The 17781-nt window shown below is 56.9% G+C and carries 13 protein-coding genes and 2 CRISPR repeat arrays; of the genes, 5 read left to right on the plus strand and 8 right to left on the minus strand.

Annotated elements, in window-relative coordinates:
* Window positions 1–10 precede the first annotated feature (10 nt).
* Window positions 11–643, minus strand: a complete 633-nt coding sequence (nth, locus tag VMV64_RS08785; protein WP_325329582.1) for an endonuclease III — start codon at window positions 641–643, stop codon at window positions 11–13.
* A gap of 522 nt (window positions 644–1165) precedes the next feature.
* On the opposite strand from nth, the gene cas9 reads away from it, so the two are divergent.
* From cas9 to istB, 5 genes are all read left to right on the plus strand, one after another.
* Entirely contained in the window at window positions 1166–4591 is a 3426-nt protein-coding gene (gene cas9 / locus VMV64_RS08790) for a type II CRISPR RNA-guided endonuclease Cas9 (protein ID WP_325329583.1), read from the plus strand.
* Window positions 4542–5483, plus strand: coding sequence for a type II CRISPR-associated endonuclease Cas1 (cas1, locus tag VMV64_RS08795; RefSeq protein WP_325329584.1), 942 nt, complete (start codon window positions 4542–4544; stop codon window positions 5481–5483). Before cas9 ends, cas1 begins: the two co-directional genes overlap by 50 nt.
* Before the next feature lie 27 nt (window positions 5484–5510).
* Entirely contained in the window at window positions 5511–5819 is a 309-nt protein-coding gene (gene cas2, locus VMV64_RS08800; protein ID WP_325329585.1) for a CRISPR-associated endonuclease Cas2, read from the plus strand.
* Window positions 5820–5882: 63 nt separating this feature from the next.
* A CRISPR array of direct repeats spans window positions 5883–8264; the repeat unit is 37 nt; unit sequence ATTGTAGTTCATCCGGGGTGAGAGAGGGAGCTACAAC.
* An 81-nt stretch (window positions 8265–8345) separates the two neighbouring features.
* A complete protein-coding gene (istA, locus tag VMV64_RS08805) occupies window positions 8346–9425 on the plus strand; it encodes an IS21 family transposase (protein WP_325329586.1) in 1080 nt (359 codons plus the stop codon).
* Window positions 9422–10210 carry an IS21-like element helper ATPase IstB gene (gene istB, locus VMV64_RS08810; protein WP_325329587.1) on the plus strand — a complete coding sequence of 263 codons (789 nt, stop codon included), beginning with the start codon at window positions 9422–9424 and terminating at the stop codon, window positions 10208–10210. Before istA ends, istB begins: the two co-directional genes overlap by 4 nt.
* A 125-nt stretch (window positions 10211–10335) precedes the next feature.
* Window positions 10336–11243: a CRISPR direct-repeat array (repeat unit 37 nt; unit sequence ATTGTAGTTCATCCGGGGTGAGAGAGGGAGCTACAAC).
* Between the two features lie 78 nt (window positions 11244–11321).
* On the opposite strand, the gene VMV64_RS08815 is transcribed toward istB, so the two are convergent.
* The 7 genes from VMV64_RS08815 to ald all read right to left on the minus strand — a co-directional run bounded on the left by VMV64_RS08815 (window position 11322) and on the right by ald (window position 17776).
* Window positions 11322–12023 (minus strand): electron transport complex subunit E, encoded by a 702-nt coding sequence (locus VMV64_RS08815; RefSeq protein WP_325329588.1) that lies wholly within the window; start codon window positions 12021–12023, stop codon window positions 11322–11324.
* Window positions 12020–12670 (minus strand): electron transport complex subunit RsxG, encoded by a 651-nt coding sequence (gene rsxG / locus VMV64_RS08820; protein WP_325329589.1) that lies wholly within the window; start codon window positions 12668–12670, stop codon window positions 12020–12022. The genes VMV64_RS08815 and rsxG overlap by 4 nt, the downstream gene beginning before the upstream one ends.
* A gap of 4 nt (window positions 12671–12674) precedes the next feature.
* A complete protein-coding gene (rsxD, locus tag VMV64_RS08825) occupies window positions 12675–13700 on the minus strand; it encodes an electron transport complex subunit RsxD (protein WP_325329590.1) in 1026 nt (341 codons plus the stop codon).
* Window positions 13697–15301 carry an electron transport complex subunit RsxC gene (gene rsxC, locus VMV64_RS08830; RefSeq protein WP_325329591.1) on the minus strand — a complete coding sequence of 535 codons (1605 nt, stop codon included), beginning with the start codon at window positions 15299–15301 and terminating at the stop codon, window positions 13697–13699. The genes rsxD and rsxC overlap by 4 nt, the downstream gene beginning before the upstream one ends.
* Complete coding sequence (gene rsxB / locus VMV64_RS08835; RefSeq protein WP_325329592.1) at window positions 15298–15852, minus strand: electron transport complex subunit RsxB; 555 nt, start codon at window positions 15850–15852, stop codon at window positions 15298–15300. Before rsxB ends, rsxC begins: the two co-directional genes overlap by 4 nt.
* Before the next feature lie 58 nt (window positions 15853–15910).
* On the minus strand, window positions 15911–16489 hold the full coding sequence (rsxA, locus tag VMV64_RS08840) for an electron transport complex subunit RsxA (RefSeq protein ID WP_325329593.1): 579 nt from the start codon (window positions 16487–16489) through the stop codon (window positions 15911–15913).
* A gap of 174 nt (window positions 16490–16663) precedes the next feature.
* Window positions 16664–17776, minus strand: coding sequence for an alanine dehydrogenase (ald, locus tag VMV64_RS08845; protein WP_325329594.1), 1113 nt, complete (start codon window positions 17774–17776; stop codon window positions 16664–16666).
* Window positions 17777–17781 lie beyond the last annotated feature (5 nt).

Consider the following 17781-nt stretch of genomic DNA (forward strand, 5'->3'; position numbering starts at 1 on the left):
TAATCCGTGCCTAGACAGTTTTATCTGGGTATTCGCACAGGTCGTTAATCAAACAGTGCGGACAGTCCGGCTTGCGCGCCTTGCAGATGTAGCGGCCATGCAAAATCAGCCAGTGGTGCGCATCGTGGCGGAACTCAGGTGCGACGAACTTGAGCAGGTTCTTTTCCACTTCCAGCACGGTCTTGCCCGGCGCGATGCCGATGCGGTTGGCGACGCGGAAGATGTGGGTATCCACGGCTATGGTGGGCTCGCCGAAGGCGGTGTTGAGGATCACGCTGGCGGTCTTGCGCCCGACGCCAGGCAGCTTTTCCAGCGCCTCTCGGTTCTGCGGCACTTCGCCGCCGTGGTTCTCCAGCAGCAGGCGGCAGGTTGCTATCAGGTGCTTGGCCTTGCTCTTGTACAGGCCGATGGATTTGACGTAGGATTCCAGCCCCTCCTGGCCGAGGGCGAGCATCTTCTGCGGCGTATTGGCCACCGGAAACAGTTTGGTGGTGGCGAGGTTGACGCTCTTGTCCGTGGCCTGGGCCGACAGCACCACCGCCACCAGCAGTTCGAAGGGGGTGCGGTAGACCAGTTCAGTGGTGGGATGAGGGTTGGCGGCGCAGAAGCGGGTGAAGATTTCGCGACGTTTGGCGGCATTCATGTGAAAAGTTTAACACGTCAAAAACTACGAATGCCAAAAGCAAACTTGGATATCCGGATTCCATGATTGAAATAAGCTCAAAGCTCGCTATTCTCGATTCTCGAAAGCCGTAGCAAGGTTGATGGATCAACTCCAAAGTCAACTACCGGGAAACTCGAACTTCCGTTGCCGACCCAAGCCAGGCACGTGACATGTGGAAGGCGATTGACCGCTTTCCCTGCCGAGAGGTGGCCGACACCAATGGCCGCTCTACGTTCATCACTGTCGGTAGCAGTATTCAGCGACCGGGGACTTAACGGGGCCTCGCAGAAGCTCGTAGCACTGAAGGCCTCACGGAAAGCAGATGCCTGCTTTGCGAAACCATAATCCAGCGCGTACTATGTGCCATTATCATAATGGTCGCTTTTCCCGAAAGCCGACGTTGAGTTCATCTGAAATAGAGAAAGCCCAGCAGGTTTCCCCACTGGGCTTTCGGATACAGAATCTTTCGATTCTTTATTGTAGCAACGGCTCTCACCCCGGATGAACTACTACAACGATTCCATTATCACGGAGAACGTAATGACAAGCAAGCAAGATAATCTTGGCGCACTGACTTTCGGATTGGACATAGGCATTGCGTCCGTTGGCTGGGCGGTGCTCGGCGAGAGCCGCATCATAGACTTGGGCGTGCGTTGTTTCGACAAGGCTGAAACAGCTAAAGAGGGTGAATCCCTTAACCTTACACGCCGCACAGCACGGCTGCTTCGCCGACGCCTGAGGCGTAGAGCATGGCGGCTCACAAAGTTGGCACGTTTGCTCAAGCGTGAAGGGTTGATTGCAGCTGCCAACCTATTCAAACTCAAAATCGAAAAGAACACTCCTGCCCCCAAATCAGCTTGGCAATTACGAGCTGATGCGCTTGATCGCCAACTGAACGCCGAAGAATGGGCGCGCGTCATTTATCACCTATGCAAGCATCGCGGCTTCCATTGGATCAGCCGCGCTGAAGAGAAAGCTGCGGAAGGCGACAGTAAAGGCGAAGGTGGCAAGGTCAAGAAAGGACTGGCAGGTACAAAAAAACTAATGCAGGAAAAGAATTACCGAACTGCCGCCGAAATGGTGCTGGCCGAATTTCCAGAGGCACAGCGCAACAAGCAAGGCGACTACAGCAAAGCACTATCCCGCATCTTGCTTGGCGACGAGTTGAAGGCACTATTTGAGCATCAGCGCAAACTCGGCAACACCTTTGCCACCGAAAAACAGGAAGCTGCCATCCTCGGCAATGGTGACCGCAAGAGCGGCTTGTTCTGGGCACAAAATCCCGCACTGGCTGGCAGTGATTTGCTGAAAATGCTGGGACATTGCACCTTCGAGAAAACAGAATATCGCGCCCCCAAAGCCAGCTTTACTGCCGAACGCCACGTCTGGCTCACCCGACTCAATAATCTACGCATTGTGGTGGATGGCACGACCCGTTCGTTGAATGAAGTGGAGCGTCGTGTCGCTCTCCCTTTGCCATACGAGCAAGCAGGGGATTTGACCTACAAACAACTACGCGCCAAGCTAACCAAAGCGTGCTGTTTGCCCGAGTCATTCCGTTATACCGGACTGTCATATGCCTGCGGACAAAAAGCCGATGAGAAAACAAAAGACCCCGAAACCGCAGCACTGGTGAAGATTCCCGCTTGGCAAGAATTGCGTAAGACACTCAAAGATGCGGGCTTGGAAGACGAATGGCAAAAGATTTCAACTGATGCGCTAGAAGGCAGACCACAACAACTCGACCAGATTGCCTGGGTGTTGAGCGTCTATAAAGATGATGCCGAGGTAGAAAGCGAGCTACGCAAACTATCCTTGCCTAATGCAGAGCGAATGATGGACGCGCTGCTGGATATACGCTTCGATAAATTCAGCAACCTCTCACTCAAGGCACTGCGTCAAATCGTGCCGTTCATGGAACAAGGCCAGCGTTATGACGAAGCCGTCGTCAACATTCCTGAATACGGCCACCACAGTCAATTGCACAAGGTTGGCGCGGGTGAACATCAATACCTGCCGCCGTTCTACAAAGAACGCGACAAAACCGGACGTATGGTGTTTTGCGATGATATGGACATCCCTCGCAACCCCGTGGTGCTACGCGCGCTCAATCAGGCGCGCAAGGTCGTGAACGCGCTAATCAAGGAATATGGCTCACCGTATGAAGTGCATATCGAAATGGCACGGGATTTATCACGCCCATTCGATGAGCGCAAAAAAGTAAAAACCGCACAGGAAGAGTTTCGCGACCGAAATGAAAAAGACAAAGTGCAGTTCGCGCAAGATTTCAACATCGTGGGCGCAGTCAAAGGCAAAGAGTTCGAGAAGTACCAGCTATATCGTGAACAACAAGGCAAGTGTGCTTACTCCATAGAGCCGATGGATATTCACCGCTTGTTTGAACAGGGCTACGTTGAAATCGACCATGCTTTGCCCTACTCGCGTAGCTTTGACGACAGCAAGAACAACCGAGTTTTGGTACTCGCAAAAGAAAATCGCGACAAGGGCAACCGTACTGCCTACGAATATCTAATCTTATTCCCTGGGGGCGAAAGCGGAGAACGTTGGCGGCAGTTCGTCGCCTTCGTCGAAGGCAACAAAGCCTATCGCCTCGCCAAACGCAGCCGCTTATTGCGCAAGGATTTCGGCGATAAAGAAGCCGAAGATTTCCGCGAGCGCAACCTCAACGACACGCGCTACATCTGCAAATTCTTCAAGAACTACGTCGAGCAATATCTGCAACTGCATACAGACAGTGTGGCAAAAAAATGCGTTGTCCTCAGCGGCCAGATGACCGCCTTCCTGCGTGCCCGATGGGGACTGATCAAAGTGCGCGGCGACAGCGACCGCCACCATGCGCTGGATGCCGCCGTAGTCGCAGCTTGCAGCCACAGCATGGTTAAGCGTTTGTCTGATTACTCACGCCGCAAAGAGTTGGAACAGGTGCGCGAAGGATTTGTGGATAGGGACACGGGCGAGATCATCAATCCAAACATGTTCGATCAGATAGAAAAACACTTCCCTAATCCATGGCCACATTTCCGCGATGAACTCGAAGCACGCCTGAAACTAGATGACCCCGCGCTGTTGCGTGATGTAATGCAACGCCTTGGCCCCTACTCAGAAGACGCTTTACAGTCATTGCGTCCGTTGTTCGTTTCACGCGCACCACAACGTCGCAACAGCGGTGCAGCACACAAAGACACCATTTACGCGCAACCAGAGCGACTTGTCGCACAAGGCGGAGTCACGCAAAAAGTGATGCTCTCCAGCCTGGCCTTGAAAGACCTCGATAAGCTGATCGACCCACACCGCAACGAAAAACTCTATGCAGCCATTCGCACCCGCCTGGAACAACACGGTGGCAAAGGCGACAAGGCTTTCCCATCCAGTAACCCACTGCGCAAACCCGACAGCGAAGGCAATCCCACTGGCCCCATTGTGCGTGGCGTAACGATGGTGATCGACAAGCTTTCCGGCATTCCTATTCGTGGCGGCATCGCCAAAAACGACAGCATGGTGCGGGTGGATGTCTTCACCAAGGCTAACAAATTCCATATCGTGCCTGTGTATGTGCATCACACTGTAGCGAAGGTGCTACCGAATCGGGCGGTTGTGGCGTTCAAAGATGAAGCCGAATGGACACTGATTGACGAGAGCTATGAGTTCTGTTTCTCGCTGCACCCAAATGATTTATTGCAAATACAACAGAAAGGTAAATCCGCAATTCTTGGCTACTACTCAAGCTGCCACCGTGGCACAGGGAATCTCAATCTTTGGGCGCATGACCGCAGCCTGCAAGTTGGTAAAGATGGGATGATTGAAGGGATCGGTGTTAAAACCGCTTTGAGCATCAAGAAATACAACGTAGATGTCCTTGGCAACCGCTATCCCGCCCCGCCTGAGAAACGTCGTGACTTGGCGTAGCGTCGTTATCTCGCGTCCTGCAAAACTGCGACGCGAACAATTCCGCCTTGCCATTGAGCAAGATCAAACAGCGTTCGTGCCATTCGAGGACATCGCGGTGATTGTGCTCAATCACCGCGAAATCACCCTCACCCATCCAGTGCTATCGGCCTGTGGAGAATATGGAATCAGCCTTTTCGCCACAGGCGACACGCACCATCCCAGCGGCGTATTCCTGCCTTTCTTGTCGCACTCGCGCACCACGCGCTGGCTGCGTCTGCAGCTGGATTTGCCGCGCCCTATCACCAAGCAAGCGTGGGCATCCATCATCCGCAAAAAAATCGGCAATCAAGCTGTCTGCCTGCGATTGATTGGGCATGATGGCATGGATCGGCTGGACTCTTACGCACGGCGTGTGCGCTCTGGCGATGTTGGCAATCTGGAAGGTCAAGCCGCAGCGTTTTATTTCGTCCAGCTTTTTGGCAAGGGATTTCACCGCGAGCAAGCTCGCTTCGTCAATGCAGCGCTGGATTATGGCTATGCAGTGTTGCGCGGCACAATTGCACGGGGTTTGGTAGCGCATGGATTGCAGCCTTCCATCGGGCTGTTCCACGCCAGCGAGCAGAATGCCTTCAATCTTGCCGATGACGTGATCGAACCGTTCCGTCCGATAGTTGATTTATTTGTAGCGAAGCACATGTCGCTGGCTGGCGATGAATTAAATCCGCAAGATAAAGCGGCATTGGTCGGGTTGCTCAATGTGGATGTAGGCATGCCACGCGGAAAGATGTCCGTGCTTTCTGCCATCGAACACACGATAGAAAGCCTTGCGAGAGTGTATGACGGCGGCAGCGAAACGCTGCTGGAATTGCCCACGCTCATTGGGCTGGAACAGCATCGCTTAGAGTGCTGAACCATGAGCACGGAGACACGACGATTTATGCGCTTGATTGTGCTCTTTGATTTACCCGTTGTCACCAAGGCCGAACGCCGCGCCTACACTCTGTTCCGCCGCTTCCTAATTAACGACGGCTACGACATGATCCAGTTCTCGGTGTATGGCCGCATTTTGAATGGCAATGATGCGCTGGGAAAACACATGAAGCGACTGATGAACAGTCTGCCACCCGAAGGCTCCGTGCGCTGCCTGACCGTCACCGAAAAGCAATATGCCAGCATGAAACTCTTGGTCGGCCTGCCTCTTTTTCAAGAAAAAGCGTTGAAGGTCAACCAAATGCTGCTATTTTGAAGAGCAATTTTTCAAACAGAACGCCCGCCAGATTGAGGTCTGGCGGGCGTTTGCGTGAGAGCGATTGTAGTTCATCCGGGGTGAGAGAGGGAGCTACAACTCCGCAGTGAAAGACGATTTCTTGTTGCCAATTGTAGTTCATCCGGGGTGAGAGAGGGAGCTACAACGCTTCTGATAGTGGAAATCGCACAGACTGCATTGTAGTTCATCCGGGGTGAGAGAGGGAGCTACAACATGTGACAAATGCTAACAGATATTTATCGTATTGTAGTTCATCCGGGGTGAGAGAGGGAGCTACAACCCACCTACGGCGAAGGTGTAGAGATTGGAGATTGTAGTTCATCCGGGGTGAGAGAGGGAGCTACAACCAATATTTTGGCTGATGTTACCTGCGCTGCATTGTAGTTCATCCGGGGTGAGAGAGGGAGCTACAACACCAATTCCCATTGCCTGCCCAGCAGATAAATTGTAGTTCATCCGGGGTGAGAGAGGGAGCTACAACATAAAAGCAGCCCACGATGCCGGGCTTTGGATTGTAGTTCATCCGGGGTGAGAGAGGGAGCTACAACATTCTAAGGGGTCAATCCAACCCGAACGAGATTGTAGTTCATCCGGGGTGAGAGAGGGAGCTACAACCGCTGCCGAGTGTTGTAGAGCGGAAGTCAAATTGTAGTTCATCCGGGGTGAGAGAGGGAGCTACAACACTTCACCTTGGCAGTTCACTCAGACTGAGATTGTAGTTCATCCGGGGTGAGAGAGGGAGCTACAACAGATTGTACGGCGGGCTGTTGCTGATTATCATTGTAGTTCATCCGGGGTGAGAGAGGGAGCTACAACGGAGGCAAAGCATTGGGCAAAAGGTATTTGATTGTAGTTCATCCGGGGTGAGAGAGGGAGCTACAACACGCCAGTGATCGGTAAAGTGAGGCCAGTCATTGTAGTTCATCCGGGGTGAGAGAGGGAGCTACAACTTAAGTGCCCGCCGTATCTCAACATCGGTAATTGTAGTTCATCCGGGGTGAGAGAGGGAGCTACAACCTATACGGTCACGGGCCAGCCAACCGGCTAATTGTAGTTCATCCGGGGTGAGAGAGGGAGCTACAACGTCTGTAAGGTTTCCACGCCGCGAATATCTATTGTAGTTCATCCGGGGTGAGAGAGGGAGCTACAACATGGATTGCCGAATTGAAAAAGGGAATTATATTGTAGTTCATCCGGGGTGAGAGAGGGAGCTACAACCAATGCAGTGTGGCAAGCTCGCCGGACTCGATTGTAGTTCATCCGGGGTGAGAGAGGGAGCTACAACAGATTCCTCTTGCTTGGCGTTCTGATTGAGATTGTAGTTCATCCGGGGTGAGAGAGGGAGCTACAACAAAACGCTTGCCGGTAACACATGAATTTATATTGTAGTTCATCCGGGGTGAGAGAGGGAGCTACAACTAGTTTCATGCCGCCACCCCCAATTGCTTAATTGTAGTTCATCCGGGGTGAGAGAGGGAGCTACAACAGGGAAAGTCATACAAAGAAAGATTATTTTATTGTAGTTCATCCGGGGTGAGAGAGGGAGCTACAACTCACCACTCTTGATATCCGAAGCGATACCAATTGTAGTTCATCCGGGGTGAGAGAGGGAGCTACAACACATCGCGGGTAAGTGCCGCTGACCTTGGCATTGTAGTTCATCCGGGGTGAGAGAGGGAGCTACAACGTAACGGAGGTCGTGGTGGCGGAAGCCACCATTGTAGTTCATCCGGGGTGAGAGAGGGAGCTACAACATGCAGCGTCAGCGGTCCGCCGTCTGCGCTATTGTAGTTCATCCGGGGTGAGAGAGGGAGCTACAACTGCTTTCCGCATTCATGGCACGCGTCTATTATTGTAGTTCATCCGGGGTGAGAGAGGGAGCTACAACCCACGGACATGCCGGCAGAGATGACCTGCGATTGTAGTTCATCCGGGGTGAGAGAGGGAGCTACAACTTCTCCACTGTTGGCTACCTGGGAGAGCGGATTGTAGTTCATCCGGGGTGAGAGAGGGAGCTACAACGACGAAAAAGCGCGGGTATTCGTGGCTAGAATTGTAGTTCATCCGGGGTGAGAGAGGGAGCTACAACCACGGCTGCTTGCGCCTCTTTCGTCCAATCATTGTAGTTCATCCGGGGTGAGAGAGGGAGCTACAACCCACGGTGTACTTCTTCGCTGCATGGCTTGATTGTAGTTCATCCGGGGTGAGAGAGGGAGCTACAACACTTCCAGTTGCACATGGCAAGTCTGGGAAATTGTAGTTCATCCGGGGTGAGAGAGGGAGCTACAACAGTTCACCGCTGCGTGATTGAATCGTTGTCATTGTAGTTCATCCGGGGTGAGAGAGGGAGCTACAACCTTGACCACGCGATCACCCTTTCCGCTATCATTGTAGTTCATCCGGGGTGAGAGAGGGAGCTGTCACCGCCGGATGTAAATTGATACAGAGCGCCGATTGAAAACTGATACACCGATTTGAGAAGATGGCCGGATTTTGAAAGCGGCCGTGATCACAGACGAGGTGTATGTGGAAATCGAATTATTGAGGAAGCACGGCATGAGCTTGCGCAAGATTGCCGAAGAGGTGGGATGTGCGGTGAACACCGTGCGAAGCCACTTAAAGGCAGATACGCTGCCCAAGTACGAGCGCACCAAATTGCGCGTGACCAAGCTGTCACCGTTTGAAGAATACTTACGGGATCGACAAGCGGCGGCGCGGCCCGCGTGGATACCGGCGACGGTGTTGTTGCGCGAGATCGTGGCGCTGGGCTATCCCGGAAGCCACAGCCAGCTACGCGCCTATATGCACGGTCTCAAGCCAACCTTGCCGGTGGATCCGGTCGTGCGGTTCGAGACGGCGCCGGGCGAGCAGATGCAAGTCGACTGGGTCGAGTTTCGCAAAGGCAAAAACCCGCTATACGCCTTCTGTGCGACGCTGGGCTTCAGCCGGGTGAGCTTTGTCGAGTTCGTCACCGACATGAAAGTGGAGACGTTGATCGCGTGCCACCAGCACGCCTTCGATGCGTTTGGCGGCATCACCCAGCGCGTCCTGTACGACAACATGAAGACCGTGGTGATCGAGCGCGATGCCGCTGGTGAAGGCGCGCATCGCTTCCACGCCGGGTTTCTCGATTACGCCCGCCACTGCGGCTTCGTGATCAAGCTGTGTCGTCCGTATCGGGCCAAGACCAAGGGCAAGGTCGAGCGCTTCAACGGCTACTTGCGGCGCTCGTTTTACGTGCCGCTGGTGGCGCAGCTCAAACAGGCCGGGCTGACACTGGATGCGGTCACTGCCAATGCCCAGGTACGTCGCTGGCTCAAAGACATCGCCAATGAACGCGTCCATGGTACGACGCAAGTTCGCCCCGCTCAACGCTTGCAAGAAGAAGGTCTGCAACCGATACCCAGCCCCTGGCGTGGCGACATTCGTGCGGCACGTCCCCAGAGTGAGGAGACTGCCCAGCTTATGGAACGGCCAGTGGTGGTCATCGAGCGGATTGCACAGGTGTCACCTGCGCAACACCCGCTGGCGGTGTACGAGCAGCTACTTGATCAAATCCGCGATGAGCAGGGGGTGGCCGCATGAACCTCCAACACGAAAGAATGCTGACGCTATGCGAGACGCTCAACCTCCCATTCGTGGCGCAGGCGTACCCGGCGGCCGCACAGGATGCCGCGCAGCAGGAAACGGCCTATAGCGACTTCCTGGAGGGGTTGCTCAAGGCCGAGGCGGCGGGACGCAACGTGAGAAAGCAAACCATGCTCACACGCCTGGCCGGCTTTCCGGCGATCAAGACGCTGGACGAATTCGACTATGAGTTTGCCCAAGGCGTGAAGCGGAGCCAGATCGAGGAGCTGGCCGGACTGGGCTTTGTGGAGCGCAATGAGAATGTGGTGCTCGTCGGTCCCTCGGGCGTGGGCAAGACGCACTTGGCGATTGCCTTGGGTTACCGGGCGGCGCAGGCCGGCATCAGGACGCGCTTTACCACTGCCGCCGATCTTTTACTGACACTGATCACCGCGCACACTCAGAATCAGCTGAAGAGCGTCATGCATCGGGCCATCAACAGCTATCGCCTGCTCATCATTGACGAAATCGGGTACCTACCGATGAACCGCGAGCAGGCCAACCTGTTCTTCCAGGTCATCGCGGCCCGCTACGAAAAAGGCAGCTTGATCGTCACCAGCAACCTGCCCTTCGGCCAATGGGATGCGACCTTCGCTCAGGATGCCACGCTGACTGCTGCGCTTCTCGACCGCTTGCTGCACCACGCACGCATCGTGCCGATTGCCGGCGAGAGCTACCGCCTCAAAAATCAGCGCATGGCGGGAATGGTAAAAAGTAAGCGGGAGACCGCTCCGGCCGTATAAACGGTATGCAAATGTAATGGGGGTGTATCAGATTTAAATCGGCGTTCGCTGCAAAAGTGTGTCAGTTTTAAATCGGCGTTGACAGGAGCTACAACCTGATAAGAACAATCACGTGATAGACGCGAATTGTAGTTCATCCGGGGTGAGAGAGGGAGCTACAACGCAATATCGGTTGTTGTCCCATCGACCGCAATTGTAGTTCATCCGGGGTGAGAGAGGGAGCTACAACACGCAGTGATTGGAGCCGCAGTAGCCTGACATTGTAGTTCATCCGGGGTGAGAGAGGGAGCTACAACGCAATATCGGTTGTTGTCCCATCGACCGCAATTGTAGTTCATCCGGGGTGAGAGAGGGAGCTACAACCCTATTGCTCCCGCCCCTGTAAGCGTATTTATTGTAGTTCATCCGGGGTGAGAGAGGGAGCTACAACAAATGCTCAAGTTTGGTGTTACCGGGTTCAATTGTAGTTCATCCGGGGTGAGAGAGGGAGCTACAACTCATTGGGCGGCGGCGCGTTGCTGGCCGGAATTGTAGTTCATCCGGGGTGAGAGAGGGAGCTACAACTGTCAACGTGGCGCAGACGTTGGAGTGGCGATTGTAGTTCATCCGGGGTGAGAGAGGGAGCTACAACAGGCATGACCGCGGATTCCAGCTGGATGACATTGTAGTTCATCCGGGGTGAGAGAGGGAGCTACAACGCGACTTCTGGACTCCACCCCACATCTTTGATTGTAGTTCATCCGGGGTGAGAGAGGGAGCTACAACAGGATCAGGACGCGCACGAGGCGCTGGAGGATTGTAGTTCATCCGGGGTGAGAGAGGGAGCTACAACTGATATTTGCGTTACCTGATACTGCTGTACATTGTAGTTCATCCGGGGTGAGAGAGGGAGCTACAACAAGCAGGAAGAGGCAAATGCGCTTCTGGGGATTGTAGTTCATCCGGGGTGAGAGAGGGAGCTACAACGGCTTCTGGAACCAGGCGGCGCAGGTGGAGATTGTAGTTCATCCGGGGTGAGAGAGGGAGCTCTCCGCTGTCGCAGACGATCCCCATAAAGGGGCCTTCTGTCTGCATCCTCTGCGGTTCAATAGCTTTTCCTGGTTAGCACCCTTTACGCTGTTGCCGCAGAAGGCTGGAGCTCGGCGGCCTTCTGCGGCAGCACCTTCTTGCTGGCACGCTGATCAATCCAGTTCTTGCCGGCAATCAACAGGCCCAAGCCGAGGAAGGCGCCGGGCGGCAGAATGGCGAGCAGAAAGCCCTGGTAGTCTGGGAACACGGTGATGACCAGCCCCTTGGCCGATTCGCCCAGCGCCAGATCGATGCCGGAAAATAGCGTGCCCTTGCCGAATATTTCGCGCATTGCCCCTAGAGCGCCGAGGGTGAGGGTGAGGCCGAAGCCGACCATGAAACCGTCTACCATCGAAGGCATCACCGGGTTTTTCGAGGCGAAAGCTTCGGCGCGTCCAAGCACGTTGCAGTTGACCACGATCAGCGGCACGAAAATGCCCAGCACCAGGTACAGCGGTTGCATGTATGCATTCATCACCAGCTGGATAATGGTCACCAGCACGGCGATGATCAGGATGAAAACGGGAATGCGGATTTCGTTCGGCACCCAGCTCCGCACCACCGACACCGCTCCGTTGCTGCAGGCCATCACCAGCGCCGTGGCTAGCCCCAGGCTGATGCCGTTGACCACTGTGGCGCTAACTGCCAGCAGGGGGCACAGGCCAAGCAGGGTGACGATGCCGGCATTGTTCTTCCAGATGCCGTTCCAGATGATTTCCTTGTAGCTGATGGTGTCGGTACTCATTTTGCCTGCTCCTCGGTTTCTGCCGGCAGGGAGAAAATCCTGTCCTGGTTGGCAGCAAAGTAGGTCAGCGACCTGTGGACGGCCCTCACCACAGCGCGCGGAGTGACCGTGGCGCCCGCCATGTGCTCGAATTTGCCACCGTCCTTCTTCACTTTCCAGTCCTGATCTGCATATTTCGACAGCGATTTTCCCTCGAATATCCTGATCCAGCTGTTTTTTGCGATTTCGATATAGTCACCCAGGCCGGGGGTTTCGTTGTGAGTCACCACGCGCACGCCGGAAACTTCTCCATCCGCCTTGATCGCGACGATCATCCGGATCTTGCCGCTATAGCCGTCAGGGGCAATCACTTCCAGCACCGCGGCGGAAGGCTTGCCTTCCTTGACGGCGCGATAGACCGGAGTGGGCTCACTGTTGCCGAGTTCCCCGGCGGGTGGAAGCAGCGCGGCGTCCTTCAATAAATCGTTGTCGTATAGCGTGGCCGGCAGGATCTGGCCGATCAGGGCGAGTTTGGCTTGTTTCTCGGTTTCGGCAATGATCGGACGAGTGACCAGATAGGTGGCGGCAAGCAGCGCCGTGCCGACGACCGCGAAGGCGGTGAGGATACCGGCGGAGGCGGAGGCGTGGCGAAGGATGCTGGTGCTCATGGTGTCATTCCGGTTTGGTGCCGTGGCCGTAAACCCGTGGCTGGGTGTAGGCGTCGATCAGCGGCACGGCCGCGTTCATGATCAGGACGGCGAACGCGATACCGTCCGGGTAGCCGCCGAAGACACGGATCACGTACACAAGGAAGCCGGCGCTGGCGCCGAAAATCAGCTTGCCGAGTGGCGTGGTCGGGCTGGTGACGTAGTCGGTGGCAATAAAGAATGCACCCAGCATGGCGCCGCCGGTGAAAAGGTGAAACATCGGTGAGGCGTAGCGGCTGGGGTCGATGCCGTTGAACAGCGCGGCGACCAGAGCCAGGGTGACAAGGAAGGAAACCGGGGTGTGCCAGGTAATGATGCGCTGCTGCAGCAGGAACAGGCCACCGAGCAGGTACATGGCGGCGACGATTTCACCGCCCTTGCCGCCGAAATTACCGAAGATCGGCATGTTCTTCACTTCGCTAACGGTGTGCTGCAGGTTCAGCTGGGTCTTCAGGGTGTCTAGCGGGGTGGCCATGGTCACTGCGTCGAGATTGACGCCTTGCAGCGTGCCGCTGAAATAGTACTGCAGCGCTTCGGAGAATCCGACCGGGTGCTGCGTCAGCAGCAGCGGCGCCGTCCATTGGGTCATGTAGGAGGGGAAGGAGATCATCAGTACGGCGAAGCCCACCATCGCCGGATTGAACAGGTTGTTGCCGAGGCCGCCGTAAAGGTGCTTGGCGACGATGATTGCGAAGGCGGTGCCGACCACGATCAGCCACCATGGCGCCAGTGGCGGGATGGACAGCGCCAGCAGCCAGGCAGTGAGTATGGCGCTGCCGTCGGTCAGGAAATGCTTCACCGGATAGTTGCGCAGTTGCAGCATCGCCGCTTCGGCCACCAAGGCCGTGACGCTTGCCAGGGCGAGGCTGATCAGGATGCCGGGGCCGAAGAAGAAATAATAGGCGGCGATCGCCGGCAGCAGGGCCAACAGCACCAGCAGCATGATGGTGCGGACGCTGCTGCCGGGGGTAAGGACGTGGGGTGAGCTCATGAGGGTTCCGTGTTGTTTTCTGGCGCGGCCGACTGTTCTGAGGGCGGGTTGGCGGCGGCGGCAGCGGCCTCGGCTTTCTTCGCCTTGGCGCGTTCCACGGCGGCCTGAATGGCTGCCTGCTTTGCCGCAGCGACGGGATCTTCGATCCCGCTGGCAGCGGCCGCGGCTTTTGCCGCTGCGGCTGCAGCCGCCTTCTCGGCCATGCGGGCCGCTTTTTCTGCTTTCTCGCGTTCTTCACGCATCTGCTTGAACTCGAAGCGTTGCCGGGCCTGCTCCGCCGCCATCTTTTCCCGGTCCTGCGTGGCAATTTCGCTCTTGGCATAGCGGAAATAGGAGACCAGCGGGATATGGCTGGGGCAGACATAATCGCAGCAGCCGCATTCGATGCAGTCAAACAGGTTGTAGGCGCGTGCCTTGTCGAAATTCTTGCTTTGCGAGAACCAGAAAAGTTCTTGCGGCTGGAGGTCGCATGGGCAGGCTTGGGCGCACTGGACGCAGCGGATGCACGGCATGGCCGCTGGTTTGGGCGGGAACAGCGCGGGCGAAGCGGCGATCACGCAGTTGATCGCCTTGGTCAGGGGGGCGCCGAGATTGGTCAGATCGAAGCCCATCATCGGCCCGCCGATGATGTAGTGGCTGGTGTCGGCCCTGGCGCCGCCTGCCAGCTGAATGAGTTCACGTAGCGGGGTGCCGATCCGCGCCTCGAAATTCTGCGGTCTGGCGACATTGCCGGTGATCGTGACTATGCGCGAGATCACCGGTTCGCCGTGGTTGACGGCGCGGTGGATGGTATAGGCGGTGCCGGTATTGGAACAGGTGACGCCGATATTGATCGGGCGTTGGCCGCTCGGCACTTCCTTGCCCGTGAGCAGCTTGATCAGCTGCTTTTCGCCGCCGCTGGGATAAAGGACGGGTACCGTGACCACTTTAAAGCTGGTGCCCTGGCAAGCAGCTTGCATCGCCGCGATGGCCTCGGGCTTGTTGTCCTCGATGCCGATCAGGACTTCTTCCGGCTGCATCAGGTGCGCCATGATTTCGATGCCCGCCACGATTTCGGCTGCGCGTTCGCGCATCAGCAGGTCGTCGGAGGTGATCCAGGGTTCGCACTCGGCGCCGTTCAGGACCAGGGTCTTGATCTTCTGCTGGCCGGGATTGAGTTTGACGTAGGTGGGGAACACTGCGCCGCCCAAGCCGACGATGCCGGCATCGCGCAGCAGGGCGCGCACCGCATCGGGGTCGGCAGTTCGGTAATCCAGCGGCTGGCGCTCTATCCAGCGATCCTCGCCATCCGCCTCGATGGTGATGCACAGGTCCGGCAGGAAGGAAGGGTGGGGCACGGCGTGGTTTTCTATGGCGCTGACTGTGCCTGAAGTCGGCGCGTGAACGGCCGCAGAGATGAAACCGTCAGCAGCGCCGATCATCTGCCCTTTCAGCACAGGGTCGCCGACTTTGACGATCGGCGTAGCCGGGTTGCCGATGTGCTGGCGCAGCGGCACGATCAAGCGCTGCGGCAGCGGCGTGGCGCCGATCGGCAGGCGGCTCGATTCTGTCTTGTGCTCGGGCGGATGTACGCCGCCGTGGAATTTGTGGAGCGTTTTCATGCCGCTTTCTTCAATTCAAAGACCGGGTACTGCCATTTCCAGGTGGCGACGTTTTCCTGCACCGGGATCATCGAGATGCAGTCCACCGGGCAGGCCGGCACGCACAGTTCGCAACCGGTGCATGGGTCGGCCAGGATGGTGTGCATCTGCTTTGTCGTGCCGACGATGGCATCTACCGGGCAGACCTTGATGCAGGCGGTACAGCCGATGCAGGTATTTTCATCGATGAAAGCGACCATCTTGGGTTTGGGGCCGACGCCCTCGTTACCGCCAACCGGCTTGAATTCCACGCCGAGCAGCTCGGCCAGATTTTTTGCCACGTTGTCGCCGCCGGGAACGCACAAGTTGGGCTCGGCCTGGCCTGCGGCAACCGCTTCGGCATAAGGGCGGCAACCGGCAAAACCGCATTGCCCGCACTGGGTCTGCGGCAGGGTGGCTTCAACTTTTTCGACCAGGGGGTTGCCCTCGACCTTGAATTTGATCGAGGCGAAACCGAGTACGGCGCCCAGAATGACGCCGAGGAGAATCATGACCAGAATGGCGCTTAACATGACCGGCTCATCAGCAAAAAATCAGTGCACGGGTGGCGCGGGAAATCCGGGATTCCCATTATTTCACCAGTCCGGCAAAACCCATGAACGCCAGGCTCAACAGTCCGGCGGTAACCATCGCGATGGCAGAGCCACGGAAAGGTGCCGGGATGGCGGCACCTTCCAGACGTTCGCGCATGGCGGCAAACAACGCCAGCACCAGTGCGAAACCGACCGCACCACCGAAGCCGTAAACCAGGGATTCGATGAAATTGTGATTTTCCTGCACATTCAGCAGGGGGATGCCGAGCACTGCGCAGTTGGTGGTGATCAGCGGCAGGTAGATGCCCAGCGTCTGGTACAGCACCGGGCTGGACTTGCGGATGAACATCTCGGTGAACTGGACGATGGCCGCAATCACCACGATGAAGGACAGGGTGCGCAGATAGCTGAGGTCGTTGGGGATCAGAAGGTGGTGATCCACCAGGTAGCTCATGCCGGAGGCCAAGGTGAGGACGAAGGCGGTCGCCGCGCCCATGCCGACGGCGGCGCTCAGCTTCTTGGATACCCCCATGAAAGGGCACAGGCCAAGTATTTTGACCAGCACGATGTTGTTGACGAGCACCGTGCCGAGCATTATCAAGAGGTAATGTTCCATCGTCGTCAGGCCGCCTCAATGTTCGCTATGACGGAATTATCAGCCATTAAATCCCCTACTTGCAACTCGCACAAATATCGGACTTCAAGATATATAACTCTTGTATAAGATGGCATTTTTATAAATTCATGCAATAAAAATTGCTGCCGGCAATGTCGCCCGTCTGGTGGGGCGCTACCCCAAGGCTGCATCAGGGCTTATGCAGGAATAGCCGAGATCGGCAGCCAGGCCGGCATGGGTCACCTGTCCAAGGTGGAGGTTGAGCCCCTTGCGCAGCCCGGCATCCGCTTTCAGCGCCTCCTTCCATCCCTTGCCGGCAAGCACCAGCACGTAGGGCAGGGTGGCGTTGGTCAGCGCCTGGGTGGCGGTGCGCGCACAGGCTGCCGGCATGTTGGCAACGCAGTAATGCACTATGCCTTCCTCGATGTAAGTGGGGCTGGAATGCGTCGTGGGGCGGGAGGTTTCGGCACAGCCGCCCTGATCGATCGCCACGTCAACCAGCACCGAGCCCGGTTTCATCTGTTGGACGAGGGCGCGGCTGATAAGTTTCGGCGCACGCTTGCCGGGGAGTAGTACCGAGCCGACGATCAGGTCGGCCTCGCACACCAGTTCCTCGATCGCATGCGCCTCGGAATAGCGGGTCTTGAGGCGGGCGCCGAATATGTCGTCGAGATGGCGTAGCCGCGGCAGGCTGATGTCCATGAGGGTGACATCGGCGCCTAGTCCCAGCGCCATCCTGGCGGCATGGGTGCCGACTGTGCCGGCGCCGAGGATCAACACTTTTCCGGGCGCTACGCCGGGGACTCCGCCGAGCAATACGCCGCGGCCCCCGGTGGACAGTTGCAGCGCGGTGGCGCCGGCCTGGATGGCGATCCTGCCGGCCACTTCCGACATCGGTGTGAGCAGGGGCAAAGACCCTGCCGCGTCGGTGACGGTTTCGTAGGCGATGGCGACGATTTTGCTTTCCAGCAGGCGGCTGGTGAGCGCCGGGTCGGCGGCCAGATGCAGATAGGTAAACAGCACCTGTTCTTCGCGGAGCAGCGGAATCTCGCCGGGTTGGGGTTCCTTGACCTTGACGATCAGCGGGCAGGCGTAGGTTTCGGATGGCGTGCCGACTATCCTGGCGCCTGCGGCCAGGTAGAGTTCGTCGCTAAAACCGATGCGCTCGCCGGCGCGGGTTTCCACCCACACCTCGTGGCCGGCGTTAGTCAGGGCGCGCACCCCGGCCGGAGTGATGCCGACACGGTATTCGTGGTTCTTGATTTCCTTGGGGACGCCGATCAGCATGGCGC

This window comes from Sulfuricella sp., from assembly GCF_035531155.1.
GTDB lineage: Bacteria > Pseudomonadota > Gammaproteobacteria > Burkholderiales > Sulfuricellaceae > Sulfuricella.

Excerpts from the sequence above, each read along its gene's own strand:
- cas9 (WP_325329583.1), top strand. The coding sequence starts at position 1,166 with ATGAACTACTACAACGATTCCATTATCACGGAGAACGTAATGACAAGC.
- cas2 (WP_325329585.1), top strand. The coding sequence starts at position 5,511 with ATGCGCTTGATTGTGCTCTTTGATTTACCCGTTGTCACCAAGGCCGAA.
- rsxB (WP_325329592.1), bottom strand. The coding sequence starts at position 15,852 with ATGTTAAGCGCCATTCTGGTCATGATTCTCCTCGGCGTCATTCTGGGC.
- rsxA (WP_325329593.1), bottom strand. The coding sequence starts at position 16,489 with ATGGAACATTACCTCTTGATAATGCTCGGCACGGTGCTCGTCAACAAC.
- nth (WP_325329582.1), bottom strand. The coding sequence starts at position 643 with ATGAATGCCGCCAAACGTCGCGAAATCTTCACCCGCTTCTGCGCCGCC.
- ald (WP_325329594.1), bottom strand. The coding sequence starts at position 17,776 with ATGCTGATCGGCGTCCCCAAGGAAATCAAGAACCACGAATACCGTGTC.
- rsxD (WP_325329590.1), bottom strand. The coding sequence starts at position 13,700 with ATGAGCTCACCCCACGTCCTTACCCCCGGCAGCAGCGTCCGCACCATC.
- VMV64_RS08815 (WP_325329588.1), bottom strand. The coding sequence starts at position 12,023 with ATGAGTACCGACACCATCAGCTACAAGGAAATCATCTGGAACGGCATC.
- istB (WP_325329587.1), top strand. The coding sequence starts at position 9,422 with ATGAACCTCCAACACGAAAGAATGCTGACGCTATGCGAGACGCTCAAC.
- rsxG (WP_325329589.1), bottom strand. The coding sequence starts at position 12,670 with ATGAGCACCAGCATCCTTCGCCACGCCTCCGCCTCCGCCGGTATCCTC.
- rsxC (WP_325329591.1), bottom strand. The coding sequence starts at position 15,301 with ATGAAAACGCTCCACAAATTCCACGGCGGCGTACATCCGCCCGAGCAC.